This window comes from Microbacterium sp. NRRL B-14842 (genome assembly GCF_050470785.1).
Window position 1 is genome coordinate 1,133,091 of the sequence record NZ_JBFLUM010000001.1, and the last position, 13,963, is coordinate 1,147,053.

Annotated in this window: 14 protein-coding genes; 8 read left to right on the plus strand and 6 right to left on the minus strand. The window is 70.4% G+C overall.

Features of this window, described 5'->3' with window-relative positions; genetic code table 11:
- Window positions 1-18 precede the first annotated feature (18 nt).
- From AB1285_RS05700 to AB1285_RS05710, 3 genes are read left to right on the plus strand one after another with little or no spacing between them, the layout of a single operon-like run.
- Window positions 19-675, plus strand: a complete 657-nt coding sequence (locus AB1285_RS05700) for an SDR family oxidoreductase (RefSeq protein ID WP_370428794.1) — start codon at window positions 19-21, stop codon at window positions 673-675.
- Window positions 676-680: 5 nt separating this feature from the next.
- On the plus strand, window positions 681-1,076 hold the full coding sequence (locus tag AB1285_RS05705) for a hypothetical protein (protein WP_370428793.1): 396 nt from the start codon (window positions 681-683) through the stop codon (window positions 1,074-1,076).
- Window positions 1,077-1,081: 5 nt separating this feature from the next.
- Window positions 1,082-1,903: a glycoside hydrolase family 3 N-terminal domain-containing protein gene (locus AB1285_RS05710; RefSeq protein ID WP_370428792.1), complete on the plus strand. Its 822-nt coding sequence runs from the start codon at window positions 1,082-1,084 to the stop codon at window positions 1,901-1,903.
- 3 nt (window positions 1,904-1,906) lie between these two features.
- Here the strand turns inward: AB1285_RS05710 and AB1285_RS05715 are convergent, their stop codons facing one another.
- The 3 genes from AB1285_RS05715 to AB1285_RS05725 are packed head-to-tail and all read right to left on the minus strand — an operon-like array spanning window position 1,907 to window position 4,473.
- Window positions 1,907-2,770 (minus strand): 3-methyladenine DNA glycosylase, encoded by an 864-nt coding sequence (locus AB1285_RS05715; RefSeq protein WP_259955058.1) that lies wholly within the window; start codon window positions 2,768-2,770, stop codon window positions 1,907-1,909.
- Between the two features lies 1 nt (window position 2,771).
- Window positions 2,772-3,797: an App1 family protein gene (locus AB1285_RS05720; protein WP_187661683.1), complete on the minus strand. Its 1,026-nt coding sequence runs from the start codon at window positions 3,795-3,797 to the stop codon at window positions 2,772-2,774.
- Between the two features lie 4 nt (window positions 3,798-3,801).
- Window positions 3,802-4,473, minus strand: a complete 672-nt coding sequence (locus tag AB1285_RS05725; RefSeq protein WP_259955055.1) for a DedA family protein — start codon at window positions 4,471-4,473, stop codon at window positions 3,802-3,804.
- Window positions 4,474-4,514: 41 nt separating this feature from the next.
- Between AB1285_RS05725 and AB1285_RS05730 the strand changes: the two genes are divergently transcribed.
- The 3 genes from AB1285_RS05730 to AB1285_RS05740 all read left to right on the plus strand — a co-directional run bounded on the left by AB1285_RS05730 (window position 4,515) and on the right by AB1285_RS05740 (window position 9,217).
- Window positions 4,515-5,837 (plus strand): anthranilate synthase component I family protein, encoded by a 1,323-nt coding sequence (locus tag AB1285_RS05730; protein WP_259955054.1) that lies wholly within the window; start codon window positions 4,515-4,517, stop codon window positions 5,835-5,837.
- A gap of 46 nt (window positions 5,838-5,883) precedes the next feature.
- On the plus strand, window positions 5,884-8,448 hold the full coding sequence (gene leuS, locus AB1285_RS05735; protein ID WP_259955053.1) for a leucine--tRNA ligase: 2,565 nt from the start codon (window positions 5,884-5,886) through the stop codon (window positions 8,446-8,448).
- Between the two features lie 169 nt (window positions 8,449-8,617).
- A complete protein-coding gene (locus AB1285_RS05740; protein WP_370428791.1) occupies window positions 8,618-9,217 on the plus strand; it encodes a helix-hairpin-helix domain-containing protein in 600 nt (199 codons plus the stop codon).
- Between the two features lie 68 nt (window positions 9,218-9,285).
- On the opposite strand, the gene AB1285_RS05745 is transcribed toward AB1285_RS05740, so the two are convergent.
- Together AB1285_RS05745 and AB1285_RS05750 are read right to left on the minus strand one after the other, a co-directional pair.
- The gene (locus AB1285_RS05745) at window positions 9,286-9,558 is read right to left on the minus strand and encodes a hypothetical protein (RefSeq protein ID WP_370428790.1); all 273 of its coding nucleotides are present in this window, start codon (window positions 9,556-9,558) and stop codon (window positions 9,286-9,288) included.
- A complete protein-coding gene (locus AB1285_RS05750) occupies window positions 9,559-9,828 on the minus strand; it encodes a hypothetical protein (protein WP_370428789.1) in 270 nt (89 codons plus the stop codon).
- Between the two features lie 256 nt (window positions 9,829-10,084).
- Between AB1285_RS05750 and AB1285_RS05755 the strand changes: the two genes are divergently transcribed.
- Window positions 10,085-12,448 carry a ComEC/Rec2 family competence protein gene (locus AB1285_RS05755; RefSeq protein ID WP_370428788.1) on the plus strand — a complete coding sequence of 788 codons (2,364 nt, stop codon included), beginning with the start codon at window positions 10,085-10,087 and terminating at the stop codon, window positions 12,446-12,448.
- Window positions 12,449-12,482: 34 nt separating this feature from the next.
- Window positions 12,483-13,520: a DNA polymerase III subunit delta gene (gene holA, locus AB1285_RS05760; RefSeq protein ID WP_370428787.1), complete on the plus strand. Its 1,038-nt coding sequence runs from the start codon at window positions 12,483-12,485 to the stop codon at window positions 13,518-13,520.
- 62 nt (window positions 13,521-13,582) lie between these two features.
- Here holA and rpsT read toward each other — a convergent pair whose 3' ends face one another.
- Window positions 13,583-13,843, minus strand: a complete 261-nt coding sequence (rpsT, locus tag AB1285_RS05765; protein ID WP_187661676.1) for a 30S ribosomal protein S20 — start codon at window positions 13,841-13,843, stop codon at window positions 13,583-13,585.
- Window positions 13,844-13,963 lie beyond the last annotated feature (120 nt).

The window sequence follows — 13,963 nt, forward strand, 5'->3', positions numbered from 1 at the left end:
GGCGCGTAGGGTGATGACATGTCGCGCATCCTCGTCTTCGGCGGCCACGGCCGCATCGCTCTGCTGCTCGCCCCGCTCCTCGTCGCCCGAGGACATGAGGTCACGGGCGTGATCCGGAATCCCGATCATGTGTCCGAGGTGGAAGACGGCGGCGCCATCGCGCTCGTCGCCGACATCGAGACCATGGACGTCGACGCCCTCGCCGAGATCATCCGCGGGCACGACGCCGTGGTGTGGTCCGCGGGCGCCGGCGGCGGCAGTCCCGAGCGCACCTACGCGGTCGACCGGGACGCGGCGGTGCGGACGATGGACGCGGCGGAGCGCGCCGGCGTGCGGCGGTACGTCATGGTGTCGTGGATCGGCTCCACGGCCGACCACGGCGTCCCGGAGGACGACTCCTTCTTCCCGTACGCGGACGCGAAGTGGGCTGCCGACGAGCACCTCCGCGCCTCGGGCCTCGACGGGACGATCCTCGGCCCCGGCGCGCTGACCTTCGACGACCCGACCGGGCGGATCCGCATCGACCCCGAGGGGCGCGGCGAGGTCTCCCGTGCCGACGTCGCGGCTGTCATCGTCGCGGCCCTGGAGGACCCCGGAACGACCGGGCGCACGATCCGCTTCGGCAACGGCGACGAGGAGACCTCGGTACCGATCGTCGAGGCGCTCGCGCGCTGAGAGCCATGAACCCGGCTCGTTCGTTCGGGCGCCGCATGCGGCGGGGCCTCGGTGCCGCGACGGCCCTGACCGCGCTGATCACCGCCGTGGGCGCCGGGGCCGCCGCCTCGTCGTCGGCGGCACCGTCCAGCCCGCCGGCAGACGTGGTGACCGTGCAGGCGGCCGACGGCGACGGCCTGCGGGATCATGCCGCCGCCCTCGTCGCGGAGATGAGCACCGCGGAGCAGGCCTCGTCCATCGTGATGGGTCACATCGGCGGGAGCGACCCCGCGGCGCTTCGCGCCTACATGCAGTCGGGGCTCGGCGGCTTCATCCTCATGGGTGGCAACATCCCGGAGTCCGAGTCGGAACTCCGCGCGCTGACGGCAGCGCTGACGATCGATCCCGCTCTGCCCCGCTGATCGCGGTGGACCAGGAAGGGGGCATCGTCTCGCGGCTGCCCTGGGACACCTACCCGGCGTCGCCGACTCTGAAGAGTCGCCCGGTCGCCGAGACCGCGGCGGCCTTCGCAGCCCGTGGCGCGCTCGTGGCTCGGGCGGGGATCACGGTCGACTTCGGCACGGTGGCCGACGTCCCCGCCGACCCCGGCTCCTTCATCTTCGGGCGGGCTCTCGGCACCGATCCGCAGAGTGCCGCCGACCGCACCGCCGCCGCGACGAAGGGGCAGGAGCATGTCGTGGCTTCGACGCTCAAGCACTTCCCCGGGCACGGAGCGGCGCCGGGCGACTCGCATCACGCGATCCCGAGCACGGGGATGACGAAGGCCGCGTGGCGAGAAGCGGACGGGCTCCCGTTCGCCGCCGGCATCGAAGCCGGTGCTTCGTTGCTGATGTACGGCCATCTCGCCTACACGGCGGTGGACGCGCGGCCGGCCTCGCTGTCCGCCGAGTGGCATCGCATCGCTCGGGGCGAGCTCGGCTTCGACGGGGTGTCCGTCACGGATGACCTCGGCATGCTGCTCTCCTCCGGGGACCCGGCGTATGCCGATCCGGTCGCGAACGGCGTCGCGGCGGTGGCGGCCGGCAATGATCTGGTGCTGATGATCGCGGGCTCCGATGCCCGGACGGCGGGAGAGATGGCTGCGGGAATCGCCGCGGCGGTCGATGCCGGCACTCTGCCCGCCGATCGCCTCGCGGATGCTGCGACGCGCGTGCTCGCGTTGCGCCTGCAGCTTTCCGATACGACGTCGTCGTGGAGTGTCTGCGGCGACTGCGCCCCTGCGGGTTGACCCTCAGGCCGCGGCGCGACCCTCGGGTGCGAGCCAGGCGGCGAGGAGGGAAGAGCGGAGAGCGGCACCGCGTTCCGCGAAGCCGCGCTGGCGTCGGACGTACTCCGCCTTGCCCTCCGGGGTCTCGATGCGTACCGGTTCGACGTCCCAGGCCGAGAGATCGTAGGGGGCCGCCTGCATGTCGAGCAGCCGGATGTCGCGCGCGAGCTCGAACGTGTCCAGGAGCAGTTCGCCGGGAATCAGCGGCCCGAGCTTCATCGCCCACTTGTACAGATCCATGCCGGCGTGCAAGCAGCCGGGCTGTTCGAACAGGGGCTGGTCGTCTCTCGTCAAAGCCGTGCGGTTGCGGGGCGCCGCATCCGGGGTGAAGAACCGGAAGGCGTCGAAGTGCGTGCAGCGGAGGTCGTGCGCCTCGACCACCGCATCCGTGCCCGCCTGACCAAGCCGAAGGGGGACGGCGTGCCGATGCTCCGCGGCGTTGTAGACCATCGCCCACTCGTGCAGCCCGAAGCAGCCGAACTGCCCGGGACGGGAGCCGGTGCGGCGCAGCATGAGGGCCACCAGTCGAGCGAGCTCGGGCTTCTCGGCCGCGAAGCGCTCCGCATCGGGCACGACGCCGTCGGGTGTGTTCCCGGGGACGTACCAGCGCCACGCCGCCCGTTCGGACGCATCCTGCAGCTCCACGCCCGCTCCGGGGTGCCAGCGGCGGAGCTGCGCGGGCTTGTAGCCGTAGTAGGTGAAGAGGAAGTCCCACACGGGGTGCTTCTCGCCGCGCGCGACGCGCTCCCGGTGCGCCGCCGTCAGCGCGTCGGCCCGTTGCCGATGCGCGTCCTCCCGCCGCAGCCAGTCATCACGCGTGAGGATCATGTCACTGCAGGATGCCGGCGTCGCCGAGCTGGTCGCGAAGGCCCGCGCCGTCCTCTGCGCTCACCCACGGCGCCTCGTCCGCATCATGGGACTCCATCTCGGCACGACCGCCGGCGAGCACCGCCTCCGCGGGCAGCAGTCGACGGATCGCGACACCCGCGACGGAATCCGGGTGCTCCTCCTGGAACTGCGTGTAGATGGCCTCGTCATGCTGTCCGTCGTCGCCGATGAGCAGCCACTTCACGTCGGGGAACTCGGTGGCCAGTCGGCGCAGGTTGGTGAGCTTGTGCTCGCGCCCGCTCCGGAACCAGCGATCGTGCGTGGGACCCCAGTCGGTCAGCAGCAGCGAGCCGGCGGGGAAGAGATGCCGGCCGAGGAACCGGGAGAGTGTGGGTGCGACGTTCCAGGCACCCGTGGAGAGGTAGATCATGGGCGCTCCGGGGTGCTGCCGGAGGAGCTGGTCGAGCAGCACGGCCATGCCCGGTACCGGGATGCGCGCGTGCTCGTCGACGACGAACGAGTTCCAGAAGGCGATGAATGGTCGAGGGAGCGCCGTGACCATGACGGTGTCGTCGACGTCGGAGACGACGCCGAACCGCGTGCTCTCCGCGACGATGAAGGCGCGGGCCTCGATGGGCTCCTGCCCTTCGACGGTGATGGTGAAGGTCTGCCAGCCGGGTTCCAGCTCGGCGCGGATGACCGAGTCGATCACGCCGCCGCGGTCGGCGACGACCTGATGAGTGCCGTCTCCGAGGTGCACGCTGACCGAGGCGAAACCCACGGGGATGCCGACGAAGCTGCGCCAGCCGCGGATGCTCGCCGGCTCGCCGTCACGGTTGTTTCGCTGCGGCGGGACGATCAGCACCCGGCCGAGCACGCGCACCCATCCGGGGCCTCCGTAGCCGGGGAAGGGCAGGACAGTGGCGTTGCGACCGCGGCGGCGCGCTCGTCCCTCGCGCCACACGTGCAGACGGTGCTCGAGTCGGGCGAACCAGTGGATCCTGGGCGCCGGGGGTGCGGGGGCCATTGCCTCAGTCTTTCACGTCGGCGTCGGACTCCGTCGCCGGGGCCTCCAGATGACGGGCTTCGAGACGGTGCAGCAGCCTCTTGCCCAGATAGGCGAGGACGAGGAACAGGGCGATGACTCCGACGAACAGGTACCCCGCGAAGTGCACGCGGTCGACGAGCTCGCGGAAGCTCCCGGCCGCCAGGGAGGTGACGCTCACGTACGCCGAGGCCCAGATGATGCAGGCCGGGGTCGTCCAGGCCAGGAAGCGCCGGTAGGGGTACTCGCTCATCCCCACCGTGAGAGGGACGAGGGAGTGCAGGACCGGGAGGAAGCGGGAGAGGAAGATGGCGATGCCGCCGCGCCGGGCGAGGTAGTTCTCCGCGCGGACCCAGTTGTGCTCGCCGATCCGTCGACCCAGCCAGGAGGCGCGGATGTAGGGGCCCAGCCAGCGGCCGAGCCAGAACCCGATGCTCTCCCCGATCAGGGCGCCGACGACGACGGCCACCCCCATCGCGATGCCCTCCAGGGGAGTGGCGACGCCCATCGAGGCGATGATGACGATGGTGTCGCCCGGGACGATGAGGCCGATGAGGATGCTCGTCTCCAGCATGACGGCGAGACCGGCGACCAGTGTGCGCGTGACCGGATCGATCGACTGCACGGTGTCGAGGAGCCAGAGCAGGAGGTCGTCCACCCCATGAGGATACGGGAGCGGCCCGGTCCTAGGCTGGAAAGGTGCCCGACCGCCTGAGCCCCCGACCGCTGCCGTCCTGGGTGGCGTCGGAGCGTCTGTTCCCGGCGCTCGCGCAGCGGGAGGCGGACGTGTTCTGGCTCGATGCGGGCGCTGACGCCGTCGAGGGATGGAGCTTCCTCGGCACTGGCGTCGCGGAACCGCTGCCCGGGGACGTACGTCTCGACACCGATCCCGTGGAAGCGGGGATGCCGCCGTTACGCGGGGGATGGGTGGGCTGGCGCGACTACGAGAGCGGTGCGGCTCTCGCGGGGGCGCCGGTCGCCGGGGAGATGGAACCGGACGCTCGGACCTGGCTGCGCGTGACCAGGGCTCTCGCGTTCGATCACGGCGCGCGCCGACTGTGGCTGCTGTCCCCCGAGGGCGAGACCGACGACGAGGGGGAGCGCTGGCTGCAGTCCCTTCTGACCGCGCCCCGTGCGGAGAGTCGCGTCCGTGCGGCGGAGGCCCGTCCGGTCGCGGAGGCCCGACACACCCCCGACGCGTACGAGAAGCTCATCGGCCGCTGCCGTGACCTCATCCATGCGGGCATCGCCTACCAGCTCTGCCTCACGACGCGGTTCACCGTGCCAGGCACCCACGACCCCGTCGCCGTGTACGAGCAGCTCCGGGCCGCCACACCGGCGCACCATGGCGGTTTCCTGCGCATCGGAGGACGTGCGCTCCTGAGCGCCAGCCCCGAACAGTTCCTTCACGCCAGCGGTGGGGTCATCCGCACCCGTCCCATCAAGGGGACTCGTCCTCGGGGCACCGACGCCGTGACCGATGCCGCGCTCGCCGCAGAGCTCGCCGCGGACCCGAAGGAGCGGGCCGAGAACGTCATGATCGTCGATCTCATGCGCAACGACCTCTCCCGGGTCTGCGTTCCGGGGTCGATCCGCGTCGAAGGCCTCTGGGAAGTCGAGAGCTATCCGGCCGTGCATCAACTCGTGAGCACGGTCAGCGGCACGGCCGCGGAGGGGATCACCGTCGGAGTGCTGCTGGAGGCGGCGTTCCCCGCCGGGAGCATGACCGGGGCCCCGAAGCTGTCGGCCATGACGCAGCTGCACGATCTCGAGGGCGCTCCTCGCGACATCTACGCCGGCTGCTTCGGCTACATCGGCGTGGACGGGGCTCTCGATCTCGCGATGGTCATCCGCAGCATCGTGGTTGACGCGGATGCGGCGTTCGTCGGCGCGGGCGGGGGGATCACCTGGGGTTCGGTGCCGGCGGCCGAGGTGCGTGAGGTCGCCACCAAGGCCAGGGCCCCCCTCGCGGCGCTGGGCGCGGAAATGCCCGCGACCTGGCGTTCCGATATCCTGAACTGATCCCGTTTTTTCCTTCAGATTGGTCGTGCGTTCGTTGTCCGAGAACATGTCCACCGCTCCCGTCGACGAGGAGTTCTCCTCGCCGCACGCCATCCAGGCCAAGTGGCAGAAGTACTGGGCGGAGCACGAGACGTTCCTCACGGGCGGCGACGAGGACACCCGGCCGCGGCGCTACGTGCTGGCCATGTTCCCGTACCCCTCCGGTGACCTGCACATGGGGCACGCGGAGAACTACCTCTACTCCGACATCGTCGCCCGCTTCTGGCGTCACCGCGGTCACAACGTCCTGAACCCGATCGGATGGGACTCCTTCGGTCTGCCGGCGGAGAACGCCGCGATCCGTCAGGGTGCCGATCCGCGCGAATGGACGTACCAGAACATCGCGCAGCAGAAGGTCGGCTTCCAGCAGTACGGTGTCTCGTTCGACTGGAGCCGGGTGCTGCACACCTCCGACCCGGAGTACTACCGCTGGAACCAGTGGCTGTTCCTGAAGATGTATGAGCGCGGCCTGGCCTACCGCAAGAAGAGCCCGGTGAACTGGTGCCCCAACGACCAGACCGTGCTGGCGAACGAGCAGGTCGTCGATGGGCGCTGCGAGCGCTGCGGCTACGAGGTCGTCAAGAAGAAGCTCACGCAGTGGTACTTCCGCATCACCGACTACGCGGACCGTCTGCTGGACGACCTGAACCAGCTCGAGGGATTCTGGCCGCACAAGGTGCTGCAGATGCAGCGCAACTGGATCGGCCGCTCGGTCGGCGCCGACGTCGACTTCCGCATCGAGGGGCGCGAGGAGCCGGTGACGGTGTTCTCGACGCGCCCCGACACCTTGCACGGTGCGACGTTCTTCGTCGTGGCCCCGGATGGCGACCTGGCCGCGGAGCTCGCCGCCGACGCCGAGCCGGAGGTGCGCGAGCGCTTCCAGGCGTACCTGGCCGAGGTGCAGAAGACCACCGACATCGACCGTCAGTCCACCGACCGCCCCAAGACGGGCGTGTTCCTGGGCCGCTACGCCATCAACCCGGTCAACGGCGAGAAGCTCCCGATCTGGGCCGCCGACTACGTGCTGGCCGACTACGGGCACGGCGCCGTCATGGCGGTCCCGGCGCACGACCAGCGTGACCTCGACTTCGCACGCGCGTTCGACCTGCCGGTGAAGGTCGTCGTCGACACCACCGCTCCGGTGACCGGTGCCATGCCGGTCATCGAGGTGGACGAGGACGGCGTCCCGATCGATGCGGATGCCGCGCTCGACGAGCAGAACCCGGCGAAGACCGGTGTCGCGCTCACCGGCGAGGGGCGCATGATCAACTCCGGTCCGCTGAACGGACTGTCCAAGCGCAACGCGATCGCCCGCGCCATCGAGCAGCTGGAGGCATCCGGCACCGGTCGCGCGGCGAAGAACTACCGCCTGCGCGACTGGCTGATCTCGCGTCAGCGTTTCTGGGGAACCCCGATCCCCATGCTGCACGCCGAGGACGGCCGGATCATCCCCGTGCCGGAGGACCGGCTGCCCGTGAAGCTGCCGAGCGTGGAGGGCCTGGACCTCAAGCCGAAGGGCACCTCGCCGCTGGGCGGCGCGGAGAGCTGGGTGCGCACGACCGATCCCGAGACCGGTGACCCGGTGCTGCGCGACCCCGACACGATGGACACCTTCGTCGACAGCTCCTGGTACTTCCTGCGGTTCCTGTCCCCGAACAGCGACACGCAGGCGTTCGACCCGGCCCAGGCGGCACGTTGGGCACCGGTGGACTCGTACATCGGCGGCGTCGAGCACGCGATCCTGCATCTGCTCTACGCCCGCTTCATCACGAAGGTCCTCTTCGACATGGGGCTGATCGACTTCACGGAGCCCTTCTCCAACCTGATCAACCAGGGCATGGTCCTGCTCGACGGGCAGAAGATGTCGAAGAGCAAGGGCAACCTGGTGCTGTTCCAGGAGGAGCTCGACGCCCACGGCGCCGACGCCCTGCGCGTCGGGCTGGCCTTCGCCGGTCCGGTGGAGGACGACAAGGACTGGGCCGACGTCTCGATGACCGGTGCGCAGAAGTTCCTGTCGCGCGCCCTGCGTGTCGCCCACGAGGTCGCCAGCCCGGTCGACGTCGTCTTCGACGGGGGCGACGCGGCGCTGCGCCGCGCGACGCACAAGCTGCTCGCCGAAGCGCCCGCGCTGGTCGAGCAGACGAAGTTCAACGTGCTCGTCGCCCGTCTGATGGAGCTGGTCAACGTGACCCGGAAGACGATCGACGGCGCTGCCGGTGCTGCCGACCCCGCCGTCCGTGAGGCGGCGGAGACCATCGCCGTCATGCTCGACCTCATCGCCCCGCACACCGCGGAGGAGATGTGGGAGATCCTCGGGCACGAGCCGTCCGTCGGACTCGTGTCGTGGCGCTCCGCCGATCCGGCGCTCCTCGTCGAGGACACCGTCACCGCGGTCGTGCAGATCGGCGGCAAGGTGCGCGCGCAGCTCGAGGTGCCGGCACGCATCGGCGAGGCCGAGCTCGAGGCGCTGGCACGAGCCGATGAGCGCGTCATCCGGTCGATCGGTGATCGCGAGATCGTCAAGGTCGTTGTGCGGGCCCCGAAGATCGTCAGCATCGTCGTCAAGGGCTGAGTCCTCGGCGTGCTCCGCGGTTCCGCCTACCCCGGCGCGAAGGGATGATTCCCGGATCACGTCGCGACCGGGAACGGCCGTCCTCCACGACGAGTCCCATCTGAGCGTCTCTCCACGGTCGCTGTGTCCGGAGCCGGGAGGCGATGGACGCGACGCATAGGGTGACTGGATGACCTCGTCGCCGCCTCCACCTCCTCCGCCCCGTCGGAGGCTCCGCCTCGGGCTCGGCGCGGCGGTCGTGCTGGCGATCATCGCGCTTTCCACGGCCGTCGGCCTCGGGCTGTTGCAGGGCCGACCGTCGTCCGTCGAGGCCGTTCCGCTCGCGGAGAGCTCGGCGTCGGTCGAGTCCGCGCCCGCGGAGATCTACGTGCATGTGCTCGGGGCGGTCGAGCGCCCGGGTCTGTACGTGTTGCGAACCGACTCCCGGGTCGTCGATGCTCTCGCGGCCGCCGGCGGGTCGACGGATGCCGCCGACCTCGCGGGGGTCAACCTCGCCCGACGGGTCGAGGACGGGGAGCAGATCCTCGTGCCGGTCGTGGGTGCCGTCGCCGACGCCTCGGCCGGGGCTCCGGGTGATGGCGCCGTCGACCTGAACACCGCGGATGAGGCAGCTCTGGAAGAGCTTCCGGGAATCGGGCCGGCGCTTGCCGAGCGCATCGTCGCGTGGCGCGAGGAGAATGGTCGGTTCCGCACGGTGGACGACCTCCTGGCGGTACCGGGGATCGGCGAGAAGGTCTTGGAGGGGCTGCGCGACGGGGTACGCGTGTGACGAGCGTCACGCCTCGGGCGCCGCTGCCACGGTCCCGGAGTGCGCAGGGGCGAGAGAGGAGCGTCGTGCTACGCCTGCTTGCCAGCGTCCGGTCCGTGCGCAGCCTCGAAGGCACGCACCTTGCGGCGGTAGTCGAACCAGAGCTTCACTCCGTACGACGCCAGTGCCAACGGTAGGAGGAAGGCGATCCAGTTGACAACGTCGGCGACGTCATGGATGCCTACGCCCCGGAGTGCCGCGACTGCGCCCCAGCCGATCATCATGAAGAGAGCGGTCAGACGCAAGCGTCCGAGAGCGAGGCGCTGCTGGATCAGGGACGGTGCGGGGTCAGGCGCAGCCATCTATTTCCCCGGACCGCTGCCCGCATCGGAGAGTTCCCGTCTCCGCCGCTTTTGATCTCGAATCACGGGGATGAACACACCGAGGCCGAACGTGAGTCCGAGGAAGACGGTAGGGATCCATCGTCCGGTGAGGTCGGCGACAAGAAATGCTGCGCCGATTGTCATTGCGAGCCACCCCACTGCGAGGAGCGTGATCAGCCATCCCCGACGGCTGAGCTTGCGCTCGGCCACAGGGAGTTCGTCCGGAGAATCCCCCAGAGATTCAGTCATGCGCGAAGCATAGCGGTGTCGTCGTGAACCCCACGCTACGCCTGTCTGCCGCAGTCAGGCTGATGGAACGGTCGCGCCCGACGCCGACTGTCTCTCCGCCCTCGGAGAGTGCTCCTCCACGTCCTGACCTCGAGAGGTGTTGTCCTCCGCTCGTGCAGCGGCGGTCGCGGTGGGGGGAGTGGGCACCGGCGCGACTCTAGGGTGATCGGATGCATGAGTCGCAGCGTTCGTCCCCGGGGCCCGAGTGGGGAACCGGGTGACCCGTGATCTGCGCCTGCTGCCGGTAGCGGTCGGTGCGTGGGGTATGGCCCTGGTCTGCGTTTTCGTGCCGGGAACGGCGGGGTGGCTTGCGGGTGGATGCCTGGCATCCGCGGTGATCATCGGCGCCGTGCTCGCGCTCCGGCGTTCGGCAGCCGCGACGTGGAGCGGCCTGATGATCGTGGTTCTCGCGGCCGGGGCCGCCGTGGCATTCACCGTGCTCGTACAGTCTGCGGACCGTGACGCCGTGCGGGAGTGGGACGGCAGGGTCGTCGAAGCGGTGGGGCAGGTGTCGTCATCGGCGTCCGTGGGGCGGGACGGGCGCCTGTGGATGGACGTGCAGCTGAGCGGCATCGGTGCGCCGGGTGCCGCGGGGCTGGCGGGCGGACCGGTGCGTATCGGGATCGCGGAGGCTGAGGGGTTCGTCCTCGGTGCGGTCGTGCGGGTGACCGGCGAGAGTATGGGAACGGATCCGGGGGAGCGGGCGGGGCTCGTCGTCTTCGTCACCGTGGGAACCATGGAGCGGGCGGCGCCGGGTGTCTTCGGAATCGCTGCCGACCTGCGACGGTCGTTCGTCGAGCGCGCCACCCGACTCCCGGAACCCGGTGCGGGGCTCCTTCCCGGGCTGGCCGTGGGCGACACCACCGCGGTGCCCGACGGGGTCGACGCCGACATGCGCACGAGCGGCCTCAGCCACCTCACCGCTGTATCCGGGGCGAACTGCGCGATCGTCGTCGCTGCGGTCTTCGGGATCGTCGCGTTGTGCGGAGGGGCGCGGGCGTTGCGGGTCGTTCTCGCCGTCGTGGCGCTGGCCGCCTTCGTGGTGCTCGTGACGCCGGAGCCGAGCGTCATCCGGGCCGCCACGATGGCCGCGGCGGGCATGCTGTCGATCCTCGTCGGGCGTCCGAGCGCTGGGGCCGGCATCCTGGCCCTGTGCGTGGCCGCTCTCCTCGTGGCCGACCCCTGGCTCGCATCGACGCCGGGATTCGCGCTGTCCGCCGTGGCCTCCGGGGCACTCATCCTCCTCGCCCCGGCGCTGGCGGACGGGATCGCGCGCTGGCTGCCCCGTCCGCTCGCCCTCGCGATCGCGGTGCCTCTGGCGGCGCAGCTCGCGTGCGCGCCCGTGATCGCGCTGTTCGCGGAGCAGCAGTCGCTCGTCTCGGTCGTCGCGAACCTCCTCGCCGAGCCGGCCGCGCCGCTCGCGACGGTGATCGGGCTCCTCGCCTGTCTCGCTGCCCCTGTCCCCGTCGTCGCGGATCTGCTCGCCGCGTCCGCCTGGTTGCCATCGGCGTGGATCGCGACGGTCGCGCGGGTCACCGCCGGGCTCCCGGGTGCTCAGGTGCTCCTCCCTGCCGGCCTCGGCAGCGCTGCGGTGGTCACGCTGGTGAGCGTCGCGATCGCCGTCGTGTGCTGCCGCGGAGGGCCGCGCGTCCGGGGAGTCGCGCGAACCGACGTCGTGACGGCGTCGGTTCGCGCGGGACGGGCCTGGACGCCCGGCGCTGTGCTCCCCGCCGCTCGACGCGTGGCGGCCGGCGTTCTCATCGTCGTCGCGTCCGTCGGCGCCTCCCGTGCGTTGATCGACGGTCCGCTCGCCTCGCTCGTGACGCCCCACGGGTGGGCGATCGCTGCGTGCGACGTGGGCCAGGGCGATGCGGTCCTGGTGCGTTCGCAGGACGCCGTGGCCCTCATCGACACGGGACCGGACCCGACGGCGCTCGACGCCTGTCTGCGCTCGCTGAGCATCAACCACATCGACCTCCTCGTGCTCACACATTTCGACGCGGACCATATCGGAGGCGCGACGGCACTCGAAGGCAAAGTGGGCACGGTGCTGCATGGACCACCTGCCGATGCCGCCGATGCGCGTGCGCTCGACGGCCTGGCCCGAGCGGGCGGAGCCCTCCGGCCGGTCGACGCCGGGGACCGGGGCGCGCTGGGCGGAGCGGCATGGCGGGTGCTCTGGCCGTTGCCGCACAGTGCCGCCTTCCCGCCAGGGAACGACGCGAGCGTCGTCACCGAATTCGTCGGGGGAGGAGTGCCCCGAGCGCTCTTCCTGGGTGACCTCTCCGCTGCCCCGCAGCGCGCGCTGCTCCGGAGCACGCCGCTGACGGGATACGACGTGGTGAAGGTCGCCCACCACGGCAGCGCCGACCAGGAACCCGCCCTCTATGACGCTGTGCAGCCGAGGGTGGCGCTCATCACGGTCGGCGCCGACAATGACTACGGGCACCCGCGTCGGGAGACCCTGGATCTCCTGTCGGCTCTCGGGACGCAGGTCTACCGCACCGATCGCGACGGCCGCACCCTGCTCGGCATCGAGGACGACGCCCTCCGCGTCTGGACCGACGTCGCGCCGCCCTGAGTCGGGTGTCCGACACCGCCGGTAGGCTGGTCCCATGGCAGCCTCCCGTCCTCCCTCCCGTGGCGGCGCGAAGGCCACGAAGATCCCGCAGGTGTCCTGGCGGGAGCCGCATCCCGCGCCGCTGGTGCTCGTCTCGGGCCCGGAGGAGGTCTGCGCCGAGCGCGCGATCGCCGGGGTGCGCGACTACCTCCGTGCCGAGGACCCGGCACTCGAGGTCAGCGACGTCCGTGCCGACGACTATGCTCCCGGCACACTGCTCTCCCTCACCTCACCGTCCCTGTTCGGTGAGCCGCGACTGGTCCGCGTGTCCGGCGTGGAGAAGTGCTCCGACGCGTTCCTCCATGAGGCCATCGGGTATTTGGAGAACCCGCAGGAGGGCGCGACCGTCGTGCTCCGGCACACGGGCGCCAGTGTCCGCGGGAAGAAGCTCCTCGACGCCCTCCGCGCGGGGACCGGCGGTGGGATCGAGATCGCCTGCCCCGCCATCAAGCGCGACGGCGACCGGGTCGACTTCGCGGCGGGGGAGTTCAAGGCGGCCAAGAAGCGCATCGCTCCGCCGGCACTCCGCGCGCTCGTCTCGGCATTCGCCGACGACCTCACCGAGCTCGCCGCTGCATGTCAGCAGCTCATCGGCGATGTTGACGGTGACATCACCGAAGAGGTCGTCACCAAGTACTACGGCGGGCGGGTCGAGGTGTCGGCGTTCGTCGTCGCCGACACGGCCATCGCCGGCCGATACGGTGAGGCTCTCGTGGCGCTTCGGCATGCCCTGTCCTCCGGTGCGGACCCGGTGCCGATGGTCGCCGCGTTCGCGATGAAGCTGCGCACGATGGCGCGCGTCGCCGGCAATCGTGAACCCAGCAGGCAGCTCGCCCAGCGCCTCGGGATGAAGGACTGGCAGGTCGACCGCGCGCGTCGCGACCTGGCGGGCTGGAACGAGCGCTCCCTCGGAATGGCGATCCAGGCCACCGCGCGCGCCGACGCCGAGGTCAAGGGTGCGGCGCGTGACCCCATCTTCGCGCTCGAGCGGATGGTGACGGTCATCGCCACCCGTGAGCCGTTCGGGGGATAAGCCCCTGCGCGAAAGCAGAAAGCCCGCCTCACGAGGAGACGGGCTTTCCGGAAGTCAGAAGCTCAGAGAGCGGAGACCTGCTTGGCGATCGCCGACTTGCGGTTCGACGCCTGGTTCTTGTGCAGGACACCCTTGCTGACGGCCTTGTCGAGCTTGACCGAGGCCTTCTTCAGGTTCTTCTCGGCGGCGGCCTTGTCGCCGGCGGCGACGGCCGCGCGGGTCTGGCGGACGAGAGTCTTCAGCTCGCTCTTCACGGCCTTGTTGCGCTCGTGAGCCTTCTCGTTGGTCTTGTTGCGCTTGATCTGCGACTTGATGTTTGCCACGTGTGGACGCTTTCTGTACAGGAGTTATTCGGAGTGCCGGCAGCAGAAGAGGGCTGCTGCACGGCGGTCGTGAGGGAAGAACCCACACGCAAGCCAAGAGTCGAGTCTACCAGTACCGGG